At 48.1% G+C, this 22,060-nt stretch carries 20 protein-coding genes; 16 read left to right on the forward strand and 4 right to left on the reverse strand.

Annotation, left to right across the window (positions count from 1 at the left end):
• Positions 1–93: 93 nt before the first annotated feature.
• From ACZGCQ_RS02880 to ACZGCQ_RS02890, 3 genes are all read left to right on the forward strand, one after another.
• Positions 94–342, forward strand: a complete 249-nt coding sequence (locus ACZGCQ_RS02880) for a hypothetical protein (protein ID WP_481265331.1) — start codon at positions 94–96, stop codon at positions 340–342.
• A 187-nt stretch (positions 343–529) separates the two neighbouring features.
• Positions 530–1,930, forward strand: coding sequence for a hypothetical protein (locus ACZGCQ_RS02885; protein ID WP_481265332.1), 1,401 nt, complete (start codon positions 530–532; stop codon positions 1,928–1,930).
• Positions 1,931–2,389: 459 nt separating this feature from the next.
• A complete protein-coding gene (locus ACZGCQ_RS02890) occupies positions 2,390–5,104 on the forward strand; it encodes a bifunctional 2',3'-cyclic-nucleotide 2'-phosphodiesterase/3'-nucleotidase (RefSeq protein WP_481265333.1) in 2,715 nt (904 codons plus the stop codon).
• Between the two features lie 38 nt (positions 5,105–5,142).
• Here ACZGCQ_RS02890 and ACZGCQ_RS02895 read toward each other — a convergent pair whose 3' ends face one another.
• A complete protein-coding gene (locus ACZGCQ_RS02895) occupies positions 5,143–6,024 on the reverse strand; it encodes a LysR family transcriptional regulator (protein ID WP_481265334.1) in 882 nt (293 codons plus the stop codon).
• 101 nt (positions 6,025–6,125) lie between these two features.
• Here ACZGCQ_RS02895 and ACZGCQ_RS02900 point away from each other — a divergent pair, with 101 nt between their 5' ends.
• From ACZGCQ_RS02900 to ACZGCQ_RS02935, 8 genes are all read left to right on the forward strand, one after another.
• Complete coding sequence (locus tag ACZGCQ_RS02900) at positions 6,126–7,145, forward strand: ketopantoate reductase family protein (RefSeq protein WP_481265335.1); 1,020 nt, start codon at positions 6,126–6,128, stop codon at positions 7,143–7,145.
• A 13-nt stretch (positions 7,146–7,158) separates the two neighbouring features.
• Complete coding sequence (locus ACZGCQ_RS02905) at positions 7,159–7,896, forward strand: acetoacetate decarboxylase (RefSeq protein WP_481265336.1); 738 nt, start codon at positions 7,159–7,161, stop codon at positions 7,894–7,896.
• Between the two features lie 101 nt (positions 7,897–7,997).
• On the forward strand, positions 7,998–8,516 hold the full coding sequence (locus ACZGCQ_RS02910; RefSeq protein WP_481265337.1) for a GrpB family protein: 519 nt from the start codon (positions 7,998–8,000) through the stop codon (positions 8,514–8,516).
• Positions 8,509–8,955, forward strand: a complete 447-nt coding sequence (locus ACZGCQ_RS02915) for a DinB family protein (RefSeq protein WP_481265338.1) — start codon at positions 8,509–8,511, stop codon at positions 8,953–8,955. The genes ACZGCQ_RS02910 and ACZGCQ_RS02915 overlap by 8 nt, the downstream gene beginning before the upstream one ends.
• Positions 8,956–8,974: 19 nt before the next feature.
• Positions 8,975–9,859 carry an alpha/beta fold hydrolase gene (locus ACZGCQ_RS02920; protein ID WP_481265339.1) on the forward strand — a complete coding sequence of 295 codons (885 nt, stop codon included), beginning with the start codon at positions 8,975–8,977 and terminating at the stop codon, positions 9,857–9,859.
• Between the two features lie 319 nt (positions 9,860–10,178).
• Positions 10,179–11,300 carry a GTP-binding protein gene (locus ACZGCQ_RS02925; RefSeq protein WP_481266363.1) on the forward strand — a complete coding sequence of 374 codons (1,122 nt, stop codon included), beginning with the start codon at positions 10,179–10,181 and terminating at the stop codon, positions 11,298–11,300.
• Between the two features lie 111 nt (positions 11,301–11,411).
• Positions 11,412–12,935, forward strand: a complete 1,524-nt coding sequence (locus ACZGCQ_RS02930) for a cardiolipin synthase (RefSeq protein WP_481265340.1) — start codon at positions 11,412–11,414, stop codon at positions 12,933–12,935.
• A gap of 152 nt (positions 12,936–13,087) precedes the next feature.
• Positions 13,088–15,463 (forward strand): glycoside hydrolase family 31 protein, encoded by a 2,376-nt coding sequence (locus tag ACZGCQ_RS02935; protein ID WP_481265341.1) that lies wholly within the window; start codon positions 13,088–13,090, stop codon positions 15,461–15,463.
• A 75-nt stretch (positions 15,464–15,538) separates the two neighbouring features.
• On the opposite strand, the gene ACZGCQ_RS02940 is transcribed toward ACZGCQ_RS02935, so the two are convergent.
• The 3 genes from ACZGCQ_RS02940 to ACZGCQ_RS02950 all read right to left on the reverse strand — a co-directional run bounded on the left by ACZGCQ_RS02940 (position 15,539) and on the right by ACZGCQ_RS02950 (position 17,728).
• Positions 15,539–16,342, reverse strand: a complete 804-nt coding sequence (locus tag ACZGCQ_RS02940) for an SMI1/KNR4 family protein (RefSeq protein ID WP_481265342.1) — start codon at positions 16,340–16,342, stop codon at positions 15,539–15,541.
• 105 nt (positions 16,343–16,447) lie between these two features.
• Complete coding sequence (locus ACZGCQ_RS02945) at positions 16,448–17,029, reverse strand: DUF1643 domain-containing protein (protein WP_481265343.1); 582 nt, start codon at positions 17,027–17,029, stop codon at positions 16,448–16,450.
• Between the two features lie 15 nt (positions 17,030–17,044).
• Positions 17,045–17,728, reverse strand: a complete 684-nt coding sequence (locus tag ACZGCQ_RS02950) for a lytic transglycosylase domain-containing protein (RefSeq protein WP_481265344.1) — start codon at positions 17,726–17,728, stop codon at positions 17,045–17,047.
• 107 nt (positions 17,729–17,835) lie between these two features.
• Here ACZGCQ_RS02950 and ACZGCQ_RS02955 point away from each other — a divergent pair, with 107 nt between their 5' ends.
• From ACZGCQ_RS02955 to ACZGCQ_RS02975, 5 genes are all read left to right on the forward strand, one after another.
• A complete protein-coding gene (locus ACZGCQ_RS02955) occupies positions 17,836–18,510 on the forward strand; it encodes a CPBP family intramembrane glutamic endopeptidase (protein ID WP_481265345.1) in 675 nt (224 codons plus the stop codon).
• Between the two features lie 135 nt (positions 18,511–18,645).
• Positions 18,646–19,080 carry a hypothetical protein gene (locus ACZGCQ_RS02960; protein ID WP_231681706.1) on the forward strand — a complete coding sequence of 145 codons (435 nt, stop codon included), beginning with the start codon at positions 18,646–18,648 and terminating at the stop codon, positions 19,078–19,080.
• 352 nt (positions 19,081–19,432) lie between these two features.
• Positions 19,433–20,113, forward strand: a complete 681-nt coding sequence (locus ACZGCQ_RS02965; protein ID WP_481265346.1) for an ABC transporter ATP-binding protein — start codon at positions 19,433–19,435, stop codon at positions 20,111–20,113.
• On the forward strand, positions 20,110–20,928 hold the full coding sequence (locus ACZGCQ_RS02970) for a hypothetical protein (protein ID WP_481265347.1): 819 nt from the start codon (positions 20,110–20,112) through the stop codon (positions 20,926–20,928). The genes ACZGCQ_RS02965 and ACZGCQ_RS02970 overlap by 4 nt, the downstream gene beginning before the upstream one ends.
• 12 nt (positions 20,929–20,940) lie before the next feature.
• Positions 20,941–22,011, forward strand: a complete 1,071-nt coding sequence (locus ACZGCQ_RS02975; protein WP_481265348.1) for a hypothetical protein — start codon at positions 20,941–20,943, stop codon at positions 22,009–22,011.
• Positions 22,012–22,060: the final 49 nt, after the last annotated feature.

Genomic DNA, 22,060 nt, shown 5'->3' on the forward strand with positions numbered 1-22,060 from the left:
AAGATAATTTGGATTTTATTTACCTTTTTTTATAATAAAGTGCAGATTGAAAAAGAACGTTAGTGTAAAATAATATTTGAAGGTTTTTACAAAATGATTTTAGGAGGTTTAGAGGTTAATATGAGTTCAATAGCTAAGAATAAAAAAGTTATCAACGCATTGATTTACTTTTACTTTTTTCTGAGTTTAGGAGTTATATTATTTGCCGCAGGATATCTTTATACAAACATTGTGAATGATAGTAAAGAATCATATGTAGTTAATTTCATTTCACTCTTTGGTACAGGGATAACAATTTTAGGTATTGTCGCAATTTTAGAAGATAGACTAAAGCAGGTATAATCAAATTAATATGTTTAAAAACTCTGAATGATGGATATCTCATAAAAGATCACATTCAGAGTTTTTTTATGATTAACAAATAACAAAAATTTTAAGTGAATTATCAATATTAATTATTTTTATGAAATATGAAATGTTAATATTATTTGTTTTGCTCGTGACTTAGACATAAAAAGGAGGAAATGGGTTGGAGTCAAGGCAAGAAAGGAAACAACGACGGTTTTCCGTCTGGGATGTCCTGTTTGGCGTCCTCATCGGTCTCATCTTTTTCGGTGTCATTTATGGCGCGATGGCATTTTTGACTTCACAAATTACCTCATCCTCAGACTATCAAGATCTCGTGACGCAGATGCAACAGGCGGATGTCTCCTGGAAAGATGCAGACATCACGGTGTCATTGATGCTTCTGTTCGTCGGCGGGCTGTCGATCACGATGCCGAGCGCAGTTCGAGAAGGAATCATCAATCAGGTGCTAGACGCGAGTTCTGCTGGCGACGTCTTATCCTTGTTTGGGATTGACTTAAAGCAAGTTCTTGCACCACTTACGTTCGATGTCTCTTACGGCACGTTACTTTATTCCGTCTTTGGCATCGGTTTGATCGTCCTGTTATTTTTAGTGTTACGGATTAAGGCGAGTCGACTCGGGTGGACGATTCGATCGGTCAGTTTCTTCTTAACGGTCGGTATCATCTGGTTCATCCTTGCCGGACGCGGAAACGACGTGCCATTCCTCTCGTTACAAGACGGCTATGCGATGAGTGGGATCTTACCGCTTCTCGTCGTCAGTCTACTTGGTTGGATGGCATTTTTCCCGCAAAAGTTATCCGGTCTGACAGCTGCCGGACGTGCCAGCTTGCTGATCTTGATGCTCGCAAGTACGCTTCAACTCGTCTTTACGGTACAGGACGAAGCGGCGTATGACGGTGATTCCTCACTACGGACGGCACTCACCGTCGCGAGTCTAAACGCCGGAAGTGGAGGCATGTATGACTGGATCCACGGCGGACAGGTCGTGTATCAAGCAGACGTTCTTGGAGCGAACGCGGAAATCCCGGTCTCGATGTTGAACGGGGAGACCTCAACGGAGCAGCTTAATGACTCGATCCAAAAAGTCGTCGATGGCATCGATACGGACCGGGTGACAGAACAATTGTTGACGTTACTCGGTGGAGAACGCCCTGACTTGTCAGCAACACAATTGAAGCTCGATCCGGTTGATTATGGTGTCGCGCGGCAGACGATCCAAGTAATTGATGCGGAATCGGCAGGAGCGACGCCACCGAATGTCTCGAGTGAGAGTGGGTATTGGGTATTATTGCTTGTAACGTTCGCGATCTACTTCGTCTGTAGTATCCGAAGCTTCAAGTCGATCATCGATCCGTTCGTCTTTGCGATCACGATTGGTGTGATCAGCTTCATCGTCAGTCAGGCTTCATACGTTCAGTTCGCGATGAAATGGCGCAGTGACGTCTTATTCGAATTCGCTCAACAAACCGCAGGCTGGACAGTACTTTATGCCACAGGACTTGCGTTACTTGCTGGAATTCTCGGTTACGTCGTCCGACGGAAACCAGAGAAAATGGTGTAAGGGGACGTGGAGTGGTGAAAATCCTATGCCATGAATCCAATCTACGAACGTTGGTCATTCTCGCTTTCCGCAGGCGGGAGGTAAGCCGCGGTATCCTAAACTACGTTTCGTCTACCCGGTCTCACCTGACCCTGACGAAAGCGAAAAACATGCTTTCTTTTCCTGTAGGAGTCGAGAATGAACAGTGACGTTCTACATTAGTTAAAACGATACTTTTTCAGGATTTTGGTCTGAGAAAGTATCGTTTTTTTTGTATGAATTATACAACGATGTAAGACGCCTTTTTTTACCATTCATAACTGGATTGTAAAGGTAAAACAAACAATGTTAAGCCAGTATTTGGGATTAGTTAAGTAGGTTAAATAAGACGGATGTCCGACCTATTTGAAAGGACTATTAGCTATAATCGAACCATGCTAAATTAATGAAGCAGTCAAAACATCCTGGGGGGAAATCCATATGAAAAAAGCTACGAAACTCGTCATCGCGTCGACGTTGATCGCACCGATGCTCGTACCAGTCGTCCAAGTTAAGACACTTGCTGCCGACAACAGTGTCGTCAAGTTACGCTTCTTAGAAACAACGGATTTACATACGAACTCAATGAACTACGATTACTTCAAGGATGCGCAGGACGAAACGATTGGTCTCGTCAAAGCGGCTACAGTCATCAAACAGCAACAAGCTGAAGTGGGCGCTACGAATAGCTTCTTGTTCGATAACGGGGATACACTTCAAGGAACGCCATTCGGTGATTACGTCAAGAACCAGTACGACAAAGGAAACAAAGGCAAACATCCGATGTACGAATTGATGGAATACCTCGGTTATGACGCAGTCACGCTCGGGAACCATGAATTCAACTTCGGTCTTGATTTCCTCAAGTCAGCGATGAGTGCTTCGAGCGGTTCAATCAAGTTCGTCAACTCGAACGTATTGGATGCGGTCACGAAAAAGCCGATCGTCTCGGACTACAACAAAGATGGAAAAGACTATCAAATCATCGAACGTCAAGTCAAGGATCAGAACGGTGACATGAAAACAGTCAAGGTGGGTGTGTTCGGAGTCGTCACGCCACAAATCATGGCATGGGATGCGGGGAATCTGACGGGGAAAGTCACGGCTGAAGATATCATCCCGACTGCGAAAGCAACAGCGAAGAAATTAAAAGACGCTGGCGCAGACGTCGTCGTTGCACTCGCGCACACAGGTATCGGGGATACGACGGATCAAAAAGATGGCGATGAGAACGTCGGCTACGCGTTGACGAAAGTTGCAGACATCGATGTCTTGATGACGGGTCACCAGCACGGGAAGTTCCCAGCAGCCGATTCAGCGTTCAACAAACTACCAAATGTTGATGCAACGAACGGTCTGATCAACGGTAAACCGGTCGTCATGGCGAACACACAAGGGAAAAACGTCGGAGTCATCGATCTTCAGTTGAAGCAAGTCGACGGGAAATGGGTCGTGGATACGTCAGGCGCTAAACTAGCGGACGTCACGAAAGACACGACAGCAGATGCAGGCGCCGTTAAGTTGATTGAAAAAGCGCATGAAGGAACACTCGCTTACATTCGTCAAGAAGTCGGGACGATCAATGACGATATCCAAAGCTTCTTTGCCCTCGCACAAGATGATGATTCGGTGCAGTTCGTAACGAACGCACAAAAATGGTATGTCGAGAAACAACTCAAAGAAAATGCCGATCTTGCGAAATACAAAGATCTTCCATTGTTGTCAGCAGGTGCACCATTCAAGACAGGTGGTCGTAACCAGGTTAACGCATCCGATTACACGTTGATCAAAAAAGGACCAATCGCACTCAAGAACGTCGCCGATCTTTATGTTTATCCGAATACACTCGAAGTCGTCAAAGTAACAGGTGCTGACGTCAAAGATTGGCTCGAGATGTCTGCGGGTCAATTTAACCAAGTCGGCGGTGAGCAGACAGAGTTGTTGAATAAAGAATTCCGTAGCTATAACTTTGATATCCTCGATGGATTGACGTATGAGATCGATATCACGAAACCAGCGAAGTTCGACTTTAACGGTGTCGTCGTCAATAAAGACGCAAATCGTGTCCAAAACATCAAGTATCAAGGCAAAGCGATCGCAGACGATCAAGAATTCCTTGTCGCGACGAACAACTACCGCGCAGGCAGTGCGACGTTCCCGGGTCTTGGTGGCGGAAAGAATATCGTCTACAAATCAGCCTACGAAACACGTAACGTCATTTCGGACTTCATCAAAGCGAAACAACCGGTTGATTATAAAGCCGATGACAACTGGTCACTCGTCGCAAGCAAACCGACGACGGTCAGCTTTGATTCAGCGGCTGCAGCTGCACCGTACGTCAAGCGTTATGAAGGCATCACGAACACAGGTGAAACACGTCCAGGTGAGACAGGTACGTTCCTCAAATTCAATATGAACGTACCGATGAAAGACTTCACGGTCTCAGCAAAAGCAGTTAAACCAGGTGCAAAAATCGTTACTGGTCAAGCCGTTCCAGGTGCGAAAGTCACAGTCAAACTTGGCGAAAAAATTCTTGGAACAGCAACAGCAAATGAAGCGGGTCAATACGAAGTCGTGACACGTCCGCTCAAATTGCGTGACAAGTTGACGATCGTCTCGGAACTCAGCTTCATGAAGACAGAAACGAAGGTCACAGTCGGAACAGGTGTCGTTGCGACACCAGCGATCGATAAAAAGTCAGCAGTTTACGGATCGACGGTCCTCCGTGGTAAAGCAACGGAAGGTCTTGACGTGACGCTCTATAAAGGATCAACGAAGATTGCAAAAGCAAAAACGACGGCAAGCGGCTTCAAGATCGCGGTCAAGAACGGTCTAACGACAGGGACGTACACGGTCAAGTCGACAGACATCTCGAACAAAATCACGAAAAAAGCGTCGTTCACGATTAAGAACACATACCCAGTTAAAAAATGGTCAGGTAAAAAGACGTTGACAGGTAAAGTCGAAAAACGTCAAATCGTCCGTCTCTATCAGAAGACAGCATCTGGTTATCAGTTGATCGCTCAAGACGTGGCAGATCAGCACGGGAACTATGTCTTGAAGATGCGTAAAGCACTGACGAACGGTTCGTACAAACTCAACATTTATACAGCGAAGGATCATCTCGATCAATCACGTTACTTCATCACGAAGTAATCTGTCACACGGATGTCTGCATATGCAGACATCCGTTTTTATTTGGCTAGATATGTGCGTTGTGAGAGCAGAAACAATTTAATGCGTTCATAAAGGGTTGCTTGCTCGAGCGTTAATTGATCCGTCGCATGCGACATGTAGAGTCGTGACGTAACGGTAAACACATCGTCCGTGATGAAGGGTAGTCCCATTTCGCGGCAGACGGAGACGGGAACGAAGCTGAAATACCGTTGTTGGCGTAAGGCGAGCTGAAGCGAGACGTCATCGATGTAATGCGAGGTGTCGGCATAGATGTTCAGTTCCGCCATCCTCAATTGAATGAAACGGTTATAGTCCTTATTGTGGGAGGGGAACAAAAAGGCAGTCTCGGTCGCATCCGCATAGAGCACCGTAATCGCTTCTTTCTCTGAATAGGAAGCAGGGTAGGTAATGACGATATCCTCTTCCACGATTGGTTCGCTCGTAATGAGCGGATGTTTGAGTTCCATGAAGCTGATCGAGAAATGGAATTCTTGATGGAGCAGACCGCTTAAAATGTCGCGATTCGAGAGGATGTCCGAGTTGAACAAGGGTGCCGTCTGTGGCAAGAGAAATTCCTGTAGGATCAATTGGATGAAGCGACCATGCGAACTGGCAAGACTGAGTGGTGTTTCAGTAGAGGCATCATTTCGCGCCATGCGTTCCTGGACACGTGTCAGCTCGTGTTCGATTTTTTCGACCGACTGCAGTAGAAGTCGTCCATTGTCGGTCAAGCTAATCGTTCTACCTTTTCGATGAAACAATGTCGTGTTCAACTCACGCTCCAGCTTCTTGATCGTCGCACTGAGGGCAGGTTGGCTAATGAATAATCGTTCGGCGGCACGCGTCACGTTCAATTCTTCTGCGACGTGACGAAAATAATTCAAATGTAAGAGTTCCATAATATCCTCCCAACATAACCTACAGGTTATTAAAACATATAAATATATATATTTCTGTTTATGATAAAACCAGTATATCGTAAATACCAGAGGTGATAGAAATGAAAATCGGAATTTACGGAGCAGGATCACTAGGAACCATCATGGGAGTTTATTTGAGTCAACAGTATGCGGATGTCGATCTGATCGATACGAATCGCGCACATATCGAAGCATTGAACACAACAGGCGCGCATGTCATTGGACCAGATTTGACGCAAGCCGTCCACGCGATGCATCCGGATGACATCAAGGAGATGTACGATATCGTATTGTTGCTAACGAAGCAGGTCTACAATGAACCGGTCCTGGCGAAAGTCCGGACGATCTTGAAGGAAGACGGTATTCTCGTCTCCTTGCAAAACGGTGTACCGGAAGAATTCATTCAACAACAGATTCCACGCGAATGTATCATCGCGGGATCCGTCGAGTTCGGAGCGACATACGTCGGACCAGGTGAGTCACGTCTGACATCGGATTACGAGCACTTCAAGACGTATGCGATGCAAATCGGTGAACTGGACGGGAAGAAGACGGATCGGATTATTCACTTGAAGGAAATCCTTGATCACATTGGTGGGACGGAGATCTCTGATAATCTACCGGGAACGAAATGGTCAAAACTCGTCATCAATAGTACGTTCAGTGGGTTATCCGCTGCTTGTAACGGTACGTATGGTGACGTTCTCGATCATCCTGTCTTGTTACGAGCAGCGATTCATACGATGCAGGAAGTCGTTGAAGTCGGTCACGCCCACGGCATCACATTCGCGCCGATGAGTACGTTTGAGCCGGCAGCTTACGCAACACTAGACGATATCGATGAAAAACTGAGCACCGTGCCACAATTGATGCACGGGTCGCGTGACTTAGAAGCAAGCATGTTGCAGGACTTACAAAAAGGGCAACCGACCGAAATTCGTTTCATCAATGGGATCGTCACGATGTATGGCAACACGTACGATATCAAAACACCATTCAACTCACTTATTCAAGAAATCGTCGAAGAAGCTCAAGCAGCGAAGACAGTTCCTAATTTTGAAACAAGTGTCGCACGCTTTGCCGCATTGTTAAACGCATAAAGGGGGGATTCAGATGAGACAGGAAGATGTAAAAAATATCGTCGCGACACCGATCAATGCACCGGTCTTTCCAGCGGTCGATATCTTCTTTCGGAATCGGGAATACTTGAACATCATCTATGAGACCGACATCGAAGCCTTACAAGCAGTCGTTCCGGAACCGCTCGAGGTGCTGAGTAATCAGATCAAGTTTGAGATCATCAATATGCCGGATAGCACGGGTCTTGGGAGTTATCTTGAGTGCGGACAAGTCATTCCGGTTCGGTATCAAGGGGAGGTCGGTGAGTTTTACCTCTCGATGTATGTCAACAATCAGCCGGCAATCGCCTCTGGTCGTGAAGTAGCTGCGTTTCCGAAGAAGTATGGTTCACCCCGGCTTTATCTCGACAATGATGTACTCGTCGGTACGCTTGACTATCATTCACTTCGTGTCGCCCAAGCGACGATGGGATACAAGTATATTCCGATGGCGGTCGAAGAAGCACAATCGATCGTCGGTGCGCCGCAGTTCATGCTCAAACAACATCGCGGCTATCAAGGTGAGTTGATCATTTCCGAACTGACACGGAGTCAAATCACGGATCTTGAGGTGAAAGAAGCATATCGTGGACCGGCTCGACTCCAGTTATTCGAACATGTCATGGCACCACTCGCTGACTTCCCTATTCGAAAGATCGTCGATGCCCAGCATATCATCGCTGATCTTCGACTTGGTGGACCTGCGAAGTTGTATGATTATCTGAAGGATTAACTCTCATCAAACAGTATGTGTAACGAAACGACCTCCAAAGCGGATGGTCGTTTTGTTTTACCCCAAAAACTGGCATACTGAATTGAGAGGGGGAAACGACTATGCGACAAGTCATTGTGTTACCGTATCAATCAGAATGGGCGAGTGCCTATACACGAGAAGCGGACCGGTTACGAGAGGTGTTCGGAGCACGTCTTAAGCAGATCCATCATATGGGGAGCACATCAGTTCCGGGACTCGCAGCAAAACCGATCATCGATATCTTACCCGTCGTCGATGCGCTCGACGGAATCGAGCAGTTCGACGCACAGATGAAAGCGCTCGGTTACGAGGCGAAGGGTGAATTCGGGATGCCGGGACGCCGCTATTATCGAAAAGGTGGCGACGAACGGACGCATCACATCCATCTCTATGCGGTGGGAAATCCAGAAATCAAGCGTCATCTCGTCTTCAGGGACTACTTACGAACCCATCCAGAAGAAGCCGCTGCTTACGGGGCATTAAAGGAACAATTAGCGGCAACATATCCGTTTGATATCGAAGCCTATATCGCTGGTAAGGATGCGTTCGTCAAGGAACTCGAAAAACGTGCGATTGCTTGGGGGAATGCGCATGACTGACTGGGAACATGCCCTCATCCGCCATGTCAGCGTTGGTGTAAAGACGTCGAAAGCATTATTTGAGAAGATCGAGGCGCAGGACTGGGACGCGCGACCAATCCCCGGGAAACGGACCGTCGGTGAAGTCGCTGTCCATCTCGCTGTATTGCTCGAAGCCGATTTGATGCTGGCAGAAGGGGCGACGGCTGAAGCAATGCAGGCGTTTTATGCCGAACCGGTCCCGCGCGATCAGTTGAATGAGCGAATCAATCGTGCGTTTTCTGTCTATCAAAAGAAAGTCACGACCGGATTTTTGACGCGTCCGACGTACTGGGGGGTTACCGACTCGATGAACGGATGGGCGATCGAGGCAGCCGTGCATCTCTATCATCATCGATCCCAGTTATTTGATTACTTGAACATCCTTGGGTACGAGCTAGAGATCTCGCTATTTGAATGAATGGAAGTAGGGATAGTGTATGGAATATATCGTTGAAACATCAGCCGGTCGCTTTGATACCCGACTGACAGGAAGTGGGGACGTCACCTTCGTCCTCGATCACGGAATGATGTCGAATCGACACCAGTGGGGCTGGTTACGGACCGAATTGTTAAAACGGGGACGGGTCTTTGAATATTCGCGTCTCGGGTATGGTCGTTCGAGTCGTGGCAAAAATAAACGGCTCTTTACGCATCAAGCGGATGAGTTAACAGATGTTTTACGGATATTAAACATCAAAGGACCGTATGTCTTCATCGGGCACTCGCTTGGAGCCTATATCTCGCTCGCAAGCGGACGCCTGTTTGCAGACGAGACACGCGGCATCGTCTTGCTCGATCCGTCGCACCCGGATGTCGATGCAGCATTACCGAACTGGTACGAACGAACACAAGAGGAGTGGAATCGATTCCTCTATTTCCTTAGTCACGTTAGACCAATTGCTTGGATGATTCCTGATCGTCTCGGCAAAAAGATGTTCAGTGTCTTACCGGAAGCTGATCAATTACCGATGTGGCGGCATTTTGCGGCACCTGGACATTGGCGGGGAACGCTCGACGAATGGCAAACGGTCGAGGAGAACAATCAGATGATTCTATCGTTGCTTGAAGATGTGACACAGCCGGTTCTCGTTTTGTCTGCTTCGAACTGGGCAGGCGGTATGCCGGAAAGTTGGTTGAACCCGGCATTGACCGAACAAATCAATGCGGCTCACGCTGCGTTCGCCGACAGTTTACCGAATGGGATGTATCATGTGATTGTAGATACGAACCATTACACGATTGCCGGTTTTTCGCATGAGGCAGCGGAGCGGATCACGGATTTGATCGGGGCGACATGGGATTTACCGATTCAAAGTCAGTGACAAGGTTACGCTTTTTTATTTCTCTCGAATCGTTTTCCTAGGACAAGCATCGTGCCCTTTCACTTCGTTGCAGGAACGCTCCAGCTTGTTTTTCCCCTCGGAAGCGATTCCGAGCGAAAAAACGTTTCTTTTATCGTGCTTCGGAATAACTGACACTTCATCCTTCTTATTACGAGAGAACGAAATGTGTATCATTTGAGTCGACACTTGTCGGCTATTTTTATGGAATGAAATAAATCGAAATCATTACGATTGACGTCAGGTGGAAAGTCAGTTACTCTATAAAACGTAACGATTACGTTTTAGGAGATGAATGATGATGCAACCGATATCGATCACGGTTTTATCCGGTTACTTGGGATCCGGTAAAACGACATTACTAAACCATTTACTACATAATCGCGAAGGGCGTCGCCTCGCGATCATCGTCAACGACATGAGTGAGGTCAACATTGACGCGGCATTGATTGAGCAAGGCGGATTCTCGCGGACGGAAGAGTCGTTCGTCACACTCTCGAACGGCTGCATTTGCTGCACGTTACGCGATGATTTATTGCTTGAAGTCAAACGCCTCGTCGACCAAGGAGATATTGACGGTATCGTCATCGAGTCGAGTGGTATTTCGGAACCGATTCCGGTCGCCCAGACTTTCACGTACGAAGATCCGGACAGTGCAATCGACTTATCACAAGTCACGAAAATCAACGCGATGGTCACGGTCATCGATGGATACCGTTTCCTAAAGGACTTTGAGTCTGGTGAATCGTTGATTGAGCGGAAACAGGCCGTCGATGAGACAGACGTGCGCGAAGTCGTCGATCTACTCGTCGATCAAGTTGAGTTCGCAGACATCATCGTCTTGAATAAAGTCGATCGCCTGACACCGGAAGAACGCCATACCGTTATCGGTTATCTAAAGGCATTAAATCCAGTTGCTCGTTTGATCGAGACAACATATGCTCAAGTCGATCCGGCAGAGATTTTAGACGTTGATCTATTTGATTTTGAACAAGCGGCAGCAAGTGCCGGCTGGATCCGTGAGTTGAATGCGGAAGAACATATTCCGGAAACGGAAGAGTACGGGATCAGCTCGTTCGTCTACAAGCGCGACGTGCCGTTCCACCCGGAGCGCTTGCTAGCCTTAATTGAAGACTGGCCGCAAGAAGTCGTCCGGGCGAAAGGCTTCTTGTTCCTCGCGACACGTCCTGAGATGGCACTGTTGTTCCACCAAGCAGGATATGCGTCGAACATGGAATACGCTGGTCGTTTTGCATCAGACGAAGATCGACGGACCGAGCTCGTCTTAATCGGAATCGGACTGGAGCAAGAGAAGCTCGAAGCGCTATTCGATGCGTGTCTCGTCCAGGAACACGAAACGGATTGGGCGTCACTGAATGATCCAATCCCTGGTCGCGAGATGTACGAAGAAAACTTTCTATAAGAGGTAAATCTTTCGAGAAACCGTATCTGCGGTTTCTCTTTTTTGTTATATTTTCATAGTAAATGGGGAAAGAATACTAGTGAAGGTATGTTAATTGAAGGAGGAAGGTCTGTGCGCAACCGGATTTTACAATTCGCACTCGTATTTTTAGTCGCCGGGGGCATCATTTGGGGACTATATCAACTCGGCTATTTATTTTATGTCTTAACGATTTCAGCGACAGTCGTGCCGCTCGCCGTCATCATGATCATTTTCATTGAAAACCGGACAGCGGAATCAACGATCGCTTGGTTTCTCGTCCTGATCTTCCTACCGATTCTCGGTGTCGTGATTTGGTTGATGTTCGGTCGGAATCCACGGCGTCGTCGCCGGAATCGTCGTTCGCATGACGAACGAAAATTGCTCAAACAAGCAATTCGTCCAGTCCGGTCGCTTGCCGTCAGTGAGTTGCCACCGAATCACTTGAAGCTTGCGAACACGATTCGTAACTTCGGTGGTGGCGGGGTAGACGTTCATACGGCAAGTGAGATTCTGACGAACGGGGAAGAGACGTTCCCGGCGATTCTTGACGCGATTCGTCAAGCACAGCATCACGTCCACATCCAGTACTACATCTATCGTAACGATGAGACAGGCAAGGCGATCCGGGAAGCATTGATCGAGCGACTCGAAGCCGGCGTGACGGTCCGGTTCATGTATGACGGACTTGGAAGCTATATGCTCGGTGAGAACTTCTTGCGCCCGCTACGCGACGCGGGAGCACATATCGCAGCCTATGATCCGATCTCGAGTCCTTTGTTCATCTTCACAGCGAACTTCCGGAATCACCGAAAAATCGTCGTCGTTGATGGAAAAGTCGGCTTCACCGGTGGATTGAACGTCGGGGATGAGTACGACGGCAAGAGTAAGAAGTTCGGCTTTTGGCGTGATACGCATTTACGGCTTGAAGGACGTGCCGTCAAGGAACTACAAGCGACGTTCCTCGACGACTGGATCTATGCCCAAATCGAATCGGGTGACACATGGGAAACGTTTGCGGGTGACGAGACGATCCATCAGTACTTCCCGAAACATGACGTGGCGTCAGACGGAGCGATTCAAATCGTCACGAGCGGACCGACGTCGAAGGATCCCGCGATTCGTAATGCCTTGATTGCCGCGATCATCTCGGCGCAACGCTCCATCTGGATTGCGACACCGTATTTGATTCCGGACAATGAGACGATGACCTTGCTTCGGCTCGCAGCACGTGCCGGGCTCGACGTCCGCATCCTGACACCGGGGAAAGGCGATAGTTTTACGTCTTATTACGGTACCCGTTCCTACTTCGGACCACTCTTGAAGGACGGCGTCAAAATTTATACGTACAACCGTCACTTCATCCATGCGAAGTTGTTTCTCGTCGACGGGAAGATCGGTGCCGTCGGAACGGCAAACATGGACATTCGCAGTTTTGTTCTCAACTATGAACTGATGGCGTTCCTGTACGACACGGAAAGTGCCGAGCAACTCGAGCGTGACTTCATCGCTGATTTTGACGTCTCAATTCAGTTATCATCGAACGATTACGTCAAACGTCCGCTCCGCTTCCGCATTTTTGAGTCACTTTCGCGTTTGATTTCACCCTTATTATGACGCACTGTCCCGCATCGATTTTCAGGTGCGGGACATTTTTGGGTTGATTCTTCCTTGAAGTGGGAACATGAACTCTTATACACTAGATGTGTAATCGGTTGCACACTACTTAGCCTGGAAGGAAGTGAAAGGGGCGTTAGTCCCGAACCCGTATGCGAACAATTGATGAATCCCATTTCTACACGCGCGACATGAAACCACAAGCACGACCAGACGCCATCATCCAAGGAGATGTCTACCGTTTCACGGTCTTGACGAGTCGGATGATTCGACTCGAATACGCGGCGGACGGACAGTTCGAGGATCGACCAACTCAAACGGTCTTCAATCGTGATTTCCCGGTACCTGCTTACCGAATCGTCGAAAACGAGGAAGAATTGCAAATCATCACCGAGCACGTCCATCTGCATTATACGAAGGGACCGTTCGCTGCGAACACACTTTATATCGATGTCTTAGGGAACTTCAGTACCTACTACAGCCGCTATACGTTTGGCGGACCGCTCCGGACGTTAAAAGGAACGGCACGGACGCTTGATCATGCGGACGGTGTCATTCCACTCGAAGAAGGAATCGTCTCCCGACAAGGTTACGCAGCGATCGACGATTCGAACGCGTTCGTCCTGACGGAGGACCACTTCGTCGAACCGCGTCGCTCTGGTACACATGACATTTATTATTTCGGATACGGTCACGACTACAAACAGGCATTGCGTGACTTCTACCACCTGACAGGACCGACACCGATGTTACCGCGTCAAGTGCTCGGTAACTGGTGGAGTCGTTACTGGCGTTATAGTGAGAAGGAATACAAGGATTTGATGACGCGCTTCAAGACGGAAGACATTCCGTTCTCGGTCAGTGTCATCGATATGGACTGGCACGTCACCGATATCCCAGAACGCTACGGAAGTGGCTGGACGGGCTATACGTGGAACCGTGATCTATTCCCGGATCCACGCGGATTCTTACAATGGTTGAAGGATGACGACCGGATGGTCACGCTCAACTTGCACCCGGCGGACGGTGTGCGTGGGTTTGAAGAAGCATACGAGGCGATGGCGGTCGCGATGGGCGTCGATCCCGAATCAGATGTCCGGATTCCGTTTGACTTCTCGGACCGGACGTTCATCGAGAACTACTTCACGAAGCTGCATCATCCGCACGAAGCAGATGGCGTCGACTTCTGGTGGATCGACTGGCAACAGGGTGCGAACTCGAAGATGAAGGGGCTTGATCCACTTTGGATGCTCAATCATTACCACGCACTTGATATCGCCCGCGATGGCAATCGACCACTGATCTTCTCACGTTACGCGGGACCCGGAAGTCATCGTTATCCGGTTGGTTTCTCGGGCGATACGATCATCTCGTGGGCATCGCTCCAATTCCAGCCATATTTCACGGCGACGGCGTCAAACATTGGCTACGGATGGTGGAGCCATGATATTGGGGGACACCAGCGTGGAGAAAAGGATGACGAGTTATCGACGCGTTGGCTTCAATATGGCGTCTTCAGTCCAATCATGCGCCTGCACAGTACGATGAGCATCTTTAACGGGAAAGAACCATGGCGTTATTCGACCGATGCGGCGAACGTCATGAAGAAGTACCTGCAGCTCCGGCACCAGCTCGTACCGTATATCTACACGATGAATGCCCGCAATCACTTTGACGGGTTGCCACTCGTCTCACCGATGTATTATGAACATCCGGAAGACGATCAAGCGTATAACGTCCCGAACCAGTTCTACTTCGGAACAGAACTGATTGTCGCACCGATGGTCACACCGATGCATCGGAAACTGCACATGACGGCGACAACCGCTTGGTTGCCGGAAGGCGAATGGTTCGATTTCTTCAACGGGCATCGATACCGTGGCGGCAAACAAATCCGTCTGTTCCGTTATCTCGAAGACCAAGGCGTACTCGCAAAAGCCGGTGCGATCGTGCCACTCGGTCGTCATCTCGAACAGTCGAATGCCCTGCATAATCCAGAGGATCTCGAAGTCGTCGTCTTCCCGGGAGCATCGAATCGCTTTACGTTGTTTGAAGATGACAGTACAGGTGTCGCGCACCGCGATGGTGTCAACGTCGAGACGACGTTTGCACTCGACTGGGAAGCACGTGAGCTGACGATCGCGGCACCAACCGGACACCGTGACTTGCTACCTGAAAACCGCTCGATTACATTGATCTTACGTGGAGTACGTGAAGGATACGTTCAGCGCGACGGAGAGAGTGTCACCGGCGTCTATGATCATGCGACGCAGTCCCTTCGTGTCGAACTCGGTGAAGTGACGGATACGATCACGTTGTCACTCCAAGTCGAGATCTCGACGAACGAGAATAAGATGGACCGGTTGTATGCATTCCTCGACCAAGCGGAAATCAGCTATGACCTGAAAGATCGTTTGTACCGTCTATTGTCACAAAAACTCGACCCGGTCAACATGATGCACCAATTGCAAGCACTCGAACTCGAGAAGGATCTCGTCGACTGTCTGCTTGAGTTGATGTTGTCTTAAACGATTGGATAGGCATGCGAAAAAGCCAGTATTCGTCATCCGAATGGACGAGGAATACTGGCTTTTTGATTGAGGTCAGAACTCTTCGTCTACCTCTTCATCCATCCAAGATAGTAAGTCTTCTGCATCGAGATCGTCACCTTTGCTGAGAATCAAGGCCGTGACGTCGGCTCGTTTCTGTTCTAACAACTCAGGGTTGTTCGTCAAGACTTCCATGAGGTAATACGCATAGGAGCCAAGGAAATCAGGCTGGTCGTTTCGTTCGATCAGTGTCATGAACGCTTCGATCAGTTCTTCCTGTTCTTCATCGAGAATCATCCAGTGGGAGTAGGCGAGGAGTTTTTCATTTTCGTCATCACCACGGAGAATATCCTTGATTTCAGGTAGCGTCAGAAATACGACATCTGACTCGACGGTCTCTTCCGGAACATCGCTGCTCAGCTTCGTTAACCACTCATCATAGGTCGACGCGACGAAATGGGTCGTCTCATCCGAAATATCGAGGCACCAGATAGTCGGCTCAGCAGCTTCCGTAAAGTTAAAGTACCAAAAATAACTGCCTTCTCCGTCCGCGAACATCATGACGTTTCCTTCAACGTCCCACTCCCGGAGGACCGACAATTCGTCTAGGTACCGCTCGAATGTTAATTCCATCATGGAGCTGAGTGGGAGATGTAATCCAGTTTCTTTGTCAGACCATGTATTCTCGAACTCGACCATCGCCGCAGTAGCTTCTGGAGACCCACCGTTTTGTTCCCGGATTTGTTCGAGATAACGAGCGGGGAGTCGACCGTTGACGGCTTGCTCGATTCGTTGGATGTCTGTTTCTTTGACTGAAATCATCGTTTCTTCTCGTAAATCTTCATCCCAAAATGGCATCGTATGACCTTCTTTACTATGTAGTATGTAGACTTTGATTATACGTGAAGCTGATGGAAAATGTTTCAAAAAAAGACCCTTTCCGTTATGGAAGGGTCTATTGTGTCATTTACGACGCAATTTTTTCGCTTTTTGTTTCATGTCGTTGTACGTGATCATCTGGCTATCGTCCATCGTCAAGCGCAGATGGTTCGGTTCACCTTTGTTCGTGATGCCGGAGCAATAGAGGATGTCGGCATACTGATCAAACAGTTCCTCATATGCCGGCAGGTGGTGCATCAGGCGACCAGGCGATCCCCAGCCACAGAGGACGACGCCATTTTTCGCTTTGACATCGGCAAGTGTCTTCGCAACGAACTCATAGTTCGTCTCATCGAAGCTCGCTTGCGCGAACGGCAGATCCTCGCTGACGAGCAGGTCCGGCATCAAACTGATGATGTCATACTGTTTAACAGGATCACTGACATACTTCTTCATCAAATTGTACGCACGTTGTGTCGTCGTTCCAGAGAGAAAGGCGTCCGTCGTCCGTGGTGTGTAGATTAAAGCGGCGACGTGCGTTCCTTCTGCGATGTCGTCAAAGATATAGCTGCGTAAATAGCGTTTCGTCTTGTCTCGATCAAACGTCGTCTGGACGCGGATCGACGATTCCTCAATCAAGAGTTCGGAAGAATCGGCTGGTGTCATGGGTGGTGCCTCCTTTTAATTGGTCAAACGTGAGCTGATGCGAAGGAAGAACGCGAGTGTCTTCTTCTTGAGGTCGAGGTCGTTCGCATCGATTGCCTCGACTTGTTGCTGGTAACGATCATATTGGGCAAGCACGTCAGAGACATATTGTTCACTGCGATTGTATTCAAACAGTGCTGTCGCGAGCGTGTCTCGGTCCGATGTCTTTGTGACATCGTGTTGTTTCAGATATTTTGCTGCTGTGTGGGCGCTGTCGACGAGACTCGTCGGATCGGCTTTCCCGTCGCCGTCCGCGTCAACTCCGAGACCACCATACTTCTCGATAGATTTTGGATCCGTGACGTCGATGCCGTCATGCTCGATGTCACCGAGCGACGTGCCACCTTCGTATCCCCAACCGACCCATGTTTTCGGCATGAATTGGAATGGACCGATGGCGCCAACGGACGATTGCATCGCTGACGAGTTCGAGAAGATCGTCTCGACGCGATGAATGGAGGCGAGTAGCTTCCAGTCGATGCCGTAACGTGCCGCGGCTTGTTCGTAGATGTCGATGTTCTCGGCAGGTACGCCATGCTGTCCATAATACGTACGATACATTTCATTTTGAACACGTTCCCGATTTTGCCAGTAAATAAAGCTACTGACGATGAGGGCGAACAGTACGAACAAGATGCTGATTCGAAAAACTTTTCGCATATTGTTCTCTCCTCTGTATAGGATTCCACTGAATGGTATCATATTTTAGTAGGGTCTAATAGCACTTTCTGTGACGGGAGTGTGGAATCAAAAAAGGAGTCGAAGTCATGTATCTCTTCGTAAATGGGTTTTTACTCGGATTGCTCGTCGTCCTTTCGATCATCGCAGCGGTCCGTCCGGTTGATTTGACAATCGTTCCCCGCAAGGAGTTTTATCCCTCGATGGTCCAGTCGAGCGGGATTTTATGTCTGTTGCTCGTCGGCGGAACGCTGATTAGCGGCACGATGTTGCCGGAAATCGGCTTGAAGTTTTTTGTCCCAAGTGGACCAGTCTGGTACGCGACGATCGGACTGATCGTCTTTCTCTGTATCGTCTTGCTTTTGACAGCGACCGTTCCAGCGTTTCGCAAACGTTTATTGCCGCTCTATCAAAGTGAGGCGGAGCGACTGATTCTGCCGCGAACGAAAGAGGAGCGAACCGGGTTCCAAATGGTCGCGCTAATGGCAGGGGTGACGGAAGAGTTGATCTATCGCGGGTTTCTCTTCCATACGCTTGGATTATTTTTACCGTTCTCTGAAGTCAGCTTCGTCTGGATCGGGGCGATCCTGTTCGGGATTGCCCATCGTTATCAAGGGTGGTTCGCGATTCTCGTGACAGGACTGATCGGAGCGGGATTCGGCTACTTGTATCTAGCGCTCGAGACACTCTGGCCGCTGATCATCATCCATGTCTTAATTGATCTCGTTGCCGTCTACGTTTACAAGGACGATGTTAATTCCTGACATCGTCAAAAAGCGTTGAATTTGGTAGACTAAATGTCAAGCGAAGTCATCGTTTAAATTGGTCAAGTTGACGGTTGCAGAACAGGTCAAATGACAGGTAGAATGAGAAGGTAAACGCTTACACATCAAAAGGAGATGGATGAAACCATGCGAACGATCACTTCCACTGGCGAGCGAAAGAAGACGAGTTGGACATTGAATATCGGCAATCAGCCACATTTGATGATGGATGGTGTGACAGAACAAACGCTTGATGCCGAGCAACGTGTTGTCTACGACGAATTTTTGATTCCGACGACGGACACTTTGATTCATCGGTTCAAAGCCCGCTTCCCGAACCATCTCTGCGAGAACGGGTATGATGTGTATGGCGCTGCCGCTTTTGACGAACAGGTCGTCGAACTGATCTCGAATTGGTTCATCGAGCTAGTCACCGTCTTAACAGCGATGCAGCGGACAAAAGGCATTCAGCATGTCCAGATTGAAGGCGGTGTCGCAAAACGAACCGACTTCTTACCGACCGTGCGTCGGACATGCCGGGCACTGGAGTCAACGATTGATATTTATTGAAACACCAGTCACGTGTTCAGAGGGGGCGTCCATCAGGGCGTCCTCTCTTTTTTTGATCAACAAATCGAAAGAATCAGACGTCGTGAGGATAACGTGCACTTTTTTTGTTCATCTCGAATCGTTTTCCTGGGACAAGCATCGCGCCGCTTCACTTCGTTGCAGGGTCGCTCCAATGTCGAAATAAGAGGTTGTCTATATTCTGAGAGTCGGACGTAGTAGTCCGATTCTTTTTCATTTTCTGGATATATTCAGGAAAAAACAGGTTGACGCTAGACTGTATGGCATGTACCATACAGTTAACAGATGTACTATTGTCTTAATACAATGGTGGGAATTGAGGAGGGGAAGTCTAGTGCTTGAAGTGAAGGGGTTACAAAAGCGATACGGACGAAAAAAGCACGTCTTACGTGACGTGACGTTCTCTGTCGGTCTAAACGAAGTGACATGTCTGATTGGCTTGAACGGGGAAGGAAAGTCAACGATCTTAAAAGCGATTCTCGGTCTGATTCCGGTGGATGCCGGGACGGTGACGGTCGACGGCAAAACGTCGCGCGACCAGATCGCATTCGTGCCTGATCTCCAGACGATGCCGAGCTATATGACGATTGGTCAGGCGCTCGCGTATATGGCAGATCATTATCCAGACTGGAATCCAGAGACAGCGGAACGGCTGCTGCAGACGTTCCAACTGTTTGCGACGGATAAAATGGCGAATTTATCAAAAGGGAACAAAGCGAAGTTCAATCTCGTCTTAGGATTCGCCCTCGATCGACCGTACATATTACTCGACGAACCGCTCGCAGGAATCGATCTCTTCATGAAGGAACAGATTGCCTGGATTTTCTCAAGTGAGTTCATGGAAGGACGGAGCATCCTGATGACGACGCACGAAATCGCTGAAGTCGAGCAAGTGATTGACCGAGTGTTGTTCTTACGGGACGGACAGATCGTCGAAGTCAAAGAGACGGATGAACTGCGCGGTCGTCATCATCAATCGGTCCAAGACCGGATGCGGGAGGTATATCAAGGATGAAACGCTGGTTGTTATTAACGAATGAAGAACTGAAACGAAGTACAAAACTATTGGTGTTGTTGATTTCAGGCTTGATCGTCGCGGAAATCGCGTCACTGCTCTATCAGATTTACGATTATCAAAGCACGATCGAGAAAACGATGCGGATTGAGCAGATATCAGAAATGGATGCGATTGCACGAGCAGGTGGTGCGTTGACCTTCGCACAGGCAACGGATTTTTACGATTCTATCATTGTATTAGCGATGGGGATGATCCTCTTGTTTGCGTTTTGGATTTGGTATCGCGACTGGATGGGCGAGACGAAATACATCTACAGATTGCTATTGTTACCTGGTTCACGCCGGGCGATTATTGCATCAAAACTGACGACCGTTCTTCTCGTCGTCACTAGTCTGATTGGGATTCAGTGGGTCTTATTGTTGCTTAGTCGCAATCTTTACTTATGGCTATTGCCAGATGCTCAACAAGTTACAGCCAGCATCAACGAATACTCCTTCTACATGAAGTTGTTCTATACGATGTACCCAACTGACATTTTATTTATTTTACTGATGACATTCATCGTCATCTCGTTCGTCTTCATGACAGTATTACTGGAGCGGTCGTTTCGAAGAGGAGTAGCGTTCTTGCTCGTCGGATTACACGGGGTTGCGCTGATTGGCGGTTATATCGTTTTAGGCGTAGCATTGTCAGCTATTTCGAGCAACCTGAGTCAGCTGCATATGCAATTTTATTTCGGATACGTCGTGCTCTTGACGTTATATGTGTCGTACAAAAATCTGCGGTTAGTCCAGACGCGCCTATCCGTCTAAAGGAGAAATCTCATGAAACGATATCGTCAACTTTTGATCTATGGATTGATCATTCTCATGACAATCGGGAGCTACATCGGCTATACGCTGTCGATCCAAGGCGCAGACTTGTCGCTCGAGACCGTCAGTGGAAAACCTTCACAAATCGAAGATTTTAATTTACGTCTTCAGACGAAAGGCATGCGTTCAACGGTTTATGATGTCAATGCCAAGGGAGACATCGAAAAACAATCAAACTCTTACGTCGGGCAACTTTTCCGTGAAGATAAAATAACGGACTTACCAGACAAATATTATAAATTTACGACTCAAATGGAAACGAATGTCAGCGGCGATGAACAATCGGAGTATGCGATTCAGATCAAACACAATAAACTGCAATTTAAAATGTTTACGTTTAAGACGGAGGAGATGTTCGAGAAAACATTTCAGTATGATACAAAACTTGAGACAGGGAGGGATTTACAAGCCAGTGTCGTCGATAAACAGGCGATGAAGGTTTATATCCAACTCGATCGAGTCGATCAGCCAAAGGAAACAAAACTACTTGTGCTCGATTTAACAAGCGACCGGGTCGAAGAGATCGTTCTTCAAAAACCAGTAGCGCCTAAAAACGCTCGTCAATTTTTAGCGATTTATCAAAATGAAGTCGTCTACACGGAACAACCGTCTGACAGCGATGAAGAGAACACCAAACTATCTTATTTTCTCGATGACGGGAAGAGCGTTCGGTCCATCAAGGAGTTAAATCAGCAACAAATCGGTTATACCCCCTATGCGAACGGTCGTTATTTAGTTGGCTTCCGCCTACCGGAGGGAGAGACAAAACGAATCGAATGGTCGATGTTCGACATGGACACGAAACGATTATCCGAGCATAGCGTAAGCAGTCCGCTTGTTTTGAAAAAAATCGATTGGCTAGACTCGACGGACGAGATGCAGCTCTATCTCTCATCCGAGACGAACGCTGGATTCCAAGTGTCCGTGATCGATCTGAAGAATGAGCAACTGATGTATCAAGGTGAAATCAAAGATGCGAATCATAAAAAAGGAACGCAAATCTATGATTTTGCGATTCAATGAAATAAAGACGTCATACCGAAACCGGATGGCGTCTTTTTGAAAGGACAGA

Source organism: Exiguobacterium sp. HSB13, assembly GCF_056764755.1.

Bases quoted from the DNA above. Each gene is read 5' to 3' on its own strand.
- ACZGCQ_RS02945 (WP_481265343.1), bottom strand. From the start codon at position 17,029: ATGACACCAGCCGATTCTTCCGAACTCTTGATTGAGGAATCGTCGATC.
- ACZGCQ_RS02880 (WP_481265331.1), top strand. From the start codon at position 94: ATGATTTTAGGAGGTTTAGAGGTTAATATGAGTTCAATAGCTAAGAAT.
- ACZGCQ_RS02970 (WP_481265347.1), top strand. From the start codon at position 20,110: ATGAAACGCTGGTTGTTATTAACGAATGAAGAACTGAAACGAAGTACA.
- ACZGCQ_RS02935 (WP_481265341.1), top strand. From the start codon at position 13,088: ATGCGAACAATTGATGAATCCCATTTCTACACGCGCGACATGAAACCA.
- ACZGCQ_RS02955 (WP_481265345.1), top strand. From the start codon at position 17,836: ATGTATCTCTTCGTAAATGGGTTTTTACTCGGATTGCTCGTCGTCCTT.
- ACZGCQ_RS02940 (WP_481265342.1), bottom strand. From the start codon at position 16,342: ATGCCATTTTGGGATGAAGATTTACGAGAAGAAACGATGATTTCAGTC.
- ACZGCQ_RS02975 (WP_481265348.1), top strand. From the start codon at position 20,941: ATGAAACGATATCGTCAACTTTTGATCTATGGATTGATCATTCTCATG.
- ACZGCQ_RS02925 (WP_481266363.1), top strand. From the start codon at position 10,179: ATGCAACCGATATCGATCACGGTTTTATCCGGTTACTTGGGATCCGGT.
- ACZGCQ_RS02960 (WP_231681706.1), top strand. From the start codon at position 18,646: ATGGATGAAACCATGCGAACGATCACTTCCACTGGCGAGCGAAAGAAG.
- ACZGCQ_RS02905 (WP_481265336.1), top strand. From the start codon at position 7,159: ATGAGACAGGAAGATGTAAAAAATATCGTCGCGACACCGATCAATGCA.
- ACZGCQ_RS02890 (WP_481265333.1), top strand. From the start codon at position 2,390: ATGAAAAAAGCTACGAAACTCGTCATCGCGTCGACGTTGATCGCACCG.
- ACZGCQ_RS02895 (WP_481265334.1), bottom strand. From the start codon at position 6,024: ATGGAACTCTTACATTTGAATTATTTTCGTCACGTCGCAGAAGAATTG.
- ACZGCQ_RS02900 (WP_481265335.1), top strand. From the start codon at position 6,126: ATGAAAATCGGAATTTACGGAGCAGGATCACTAGGAACCATCATGGGA.
- ACZGCQ_RS02910 (WP_481265337.1), top strand. From the start codon at position 7,998: ATGCGACAAGTCATTGTGTTACCGTATCAATCAGAATGGGCGAGTGCC.
- ACZGCQ_RS02920 (WP_481265339.1), top strand. From the start codon at position 8,975: ATGGAATATATCGTTGAAACATCAGCCGGTCGCTTTGATACCCGACTG.
- ACZGCQ_RS02950 (WP_481265344.1), bottom strand. From the start codon at position 17,728: ATGCGAAAAGTTTTTCGAATCAGCATCTTGTTCGTACTGTTCGCCCTC.
- ACZGCQ_RS02915 (WP_481265338.1), top strand. From the start codon at position 8,509: ATGACTGACTGGGAACATGCCCTCATCCGCCATGTCAGCGTTGGTGTA.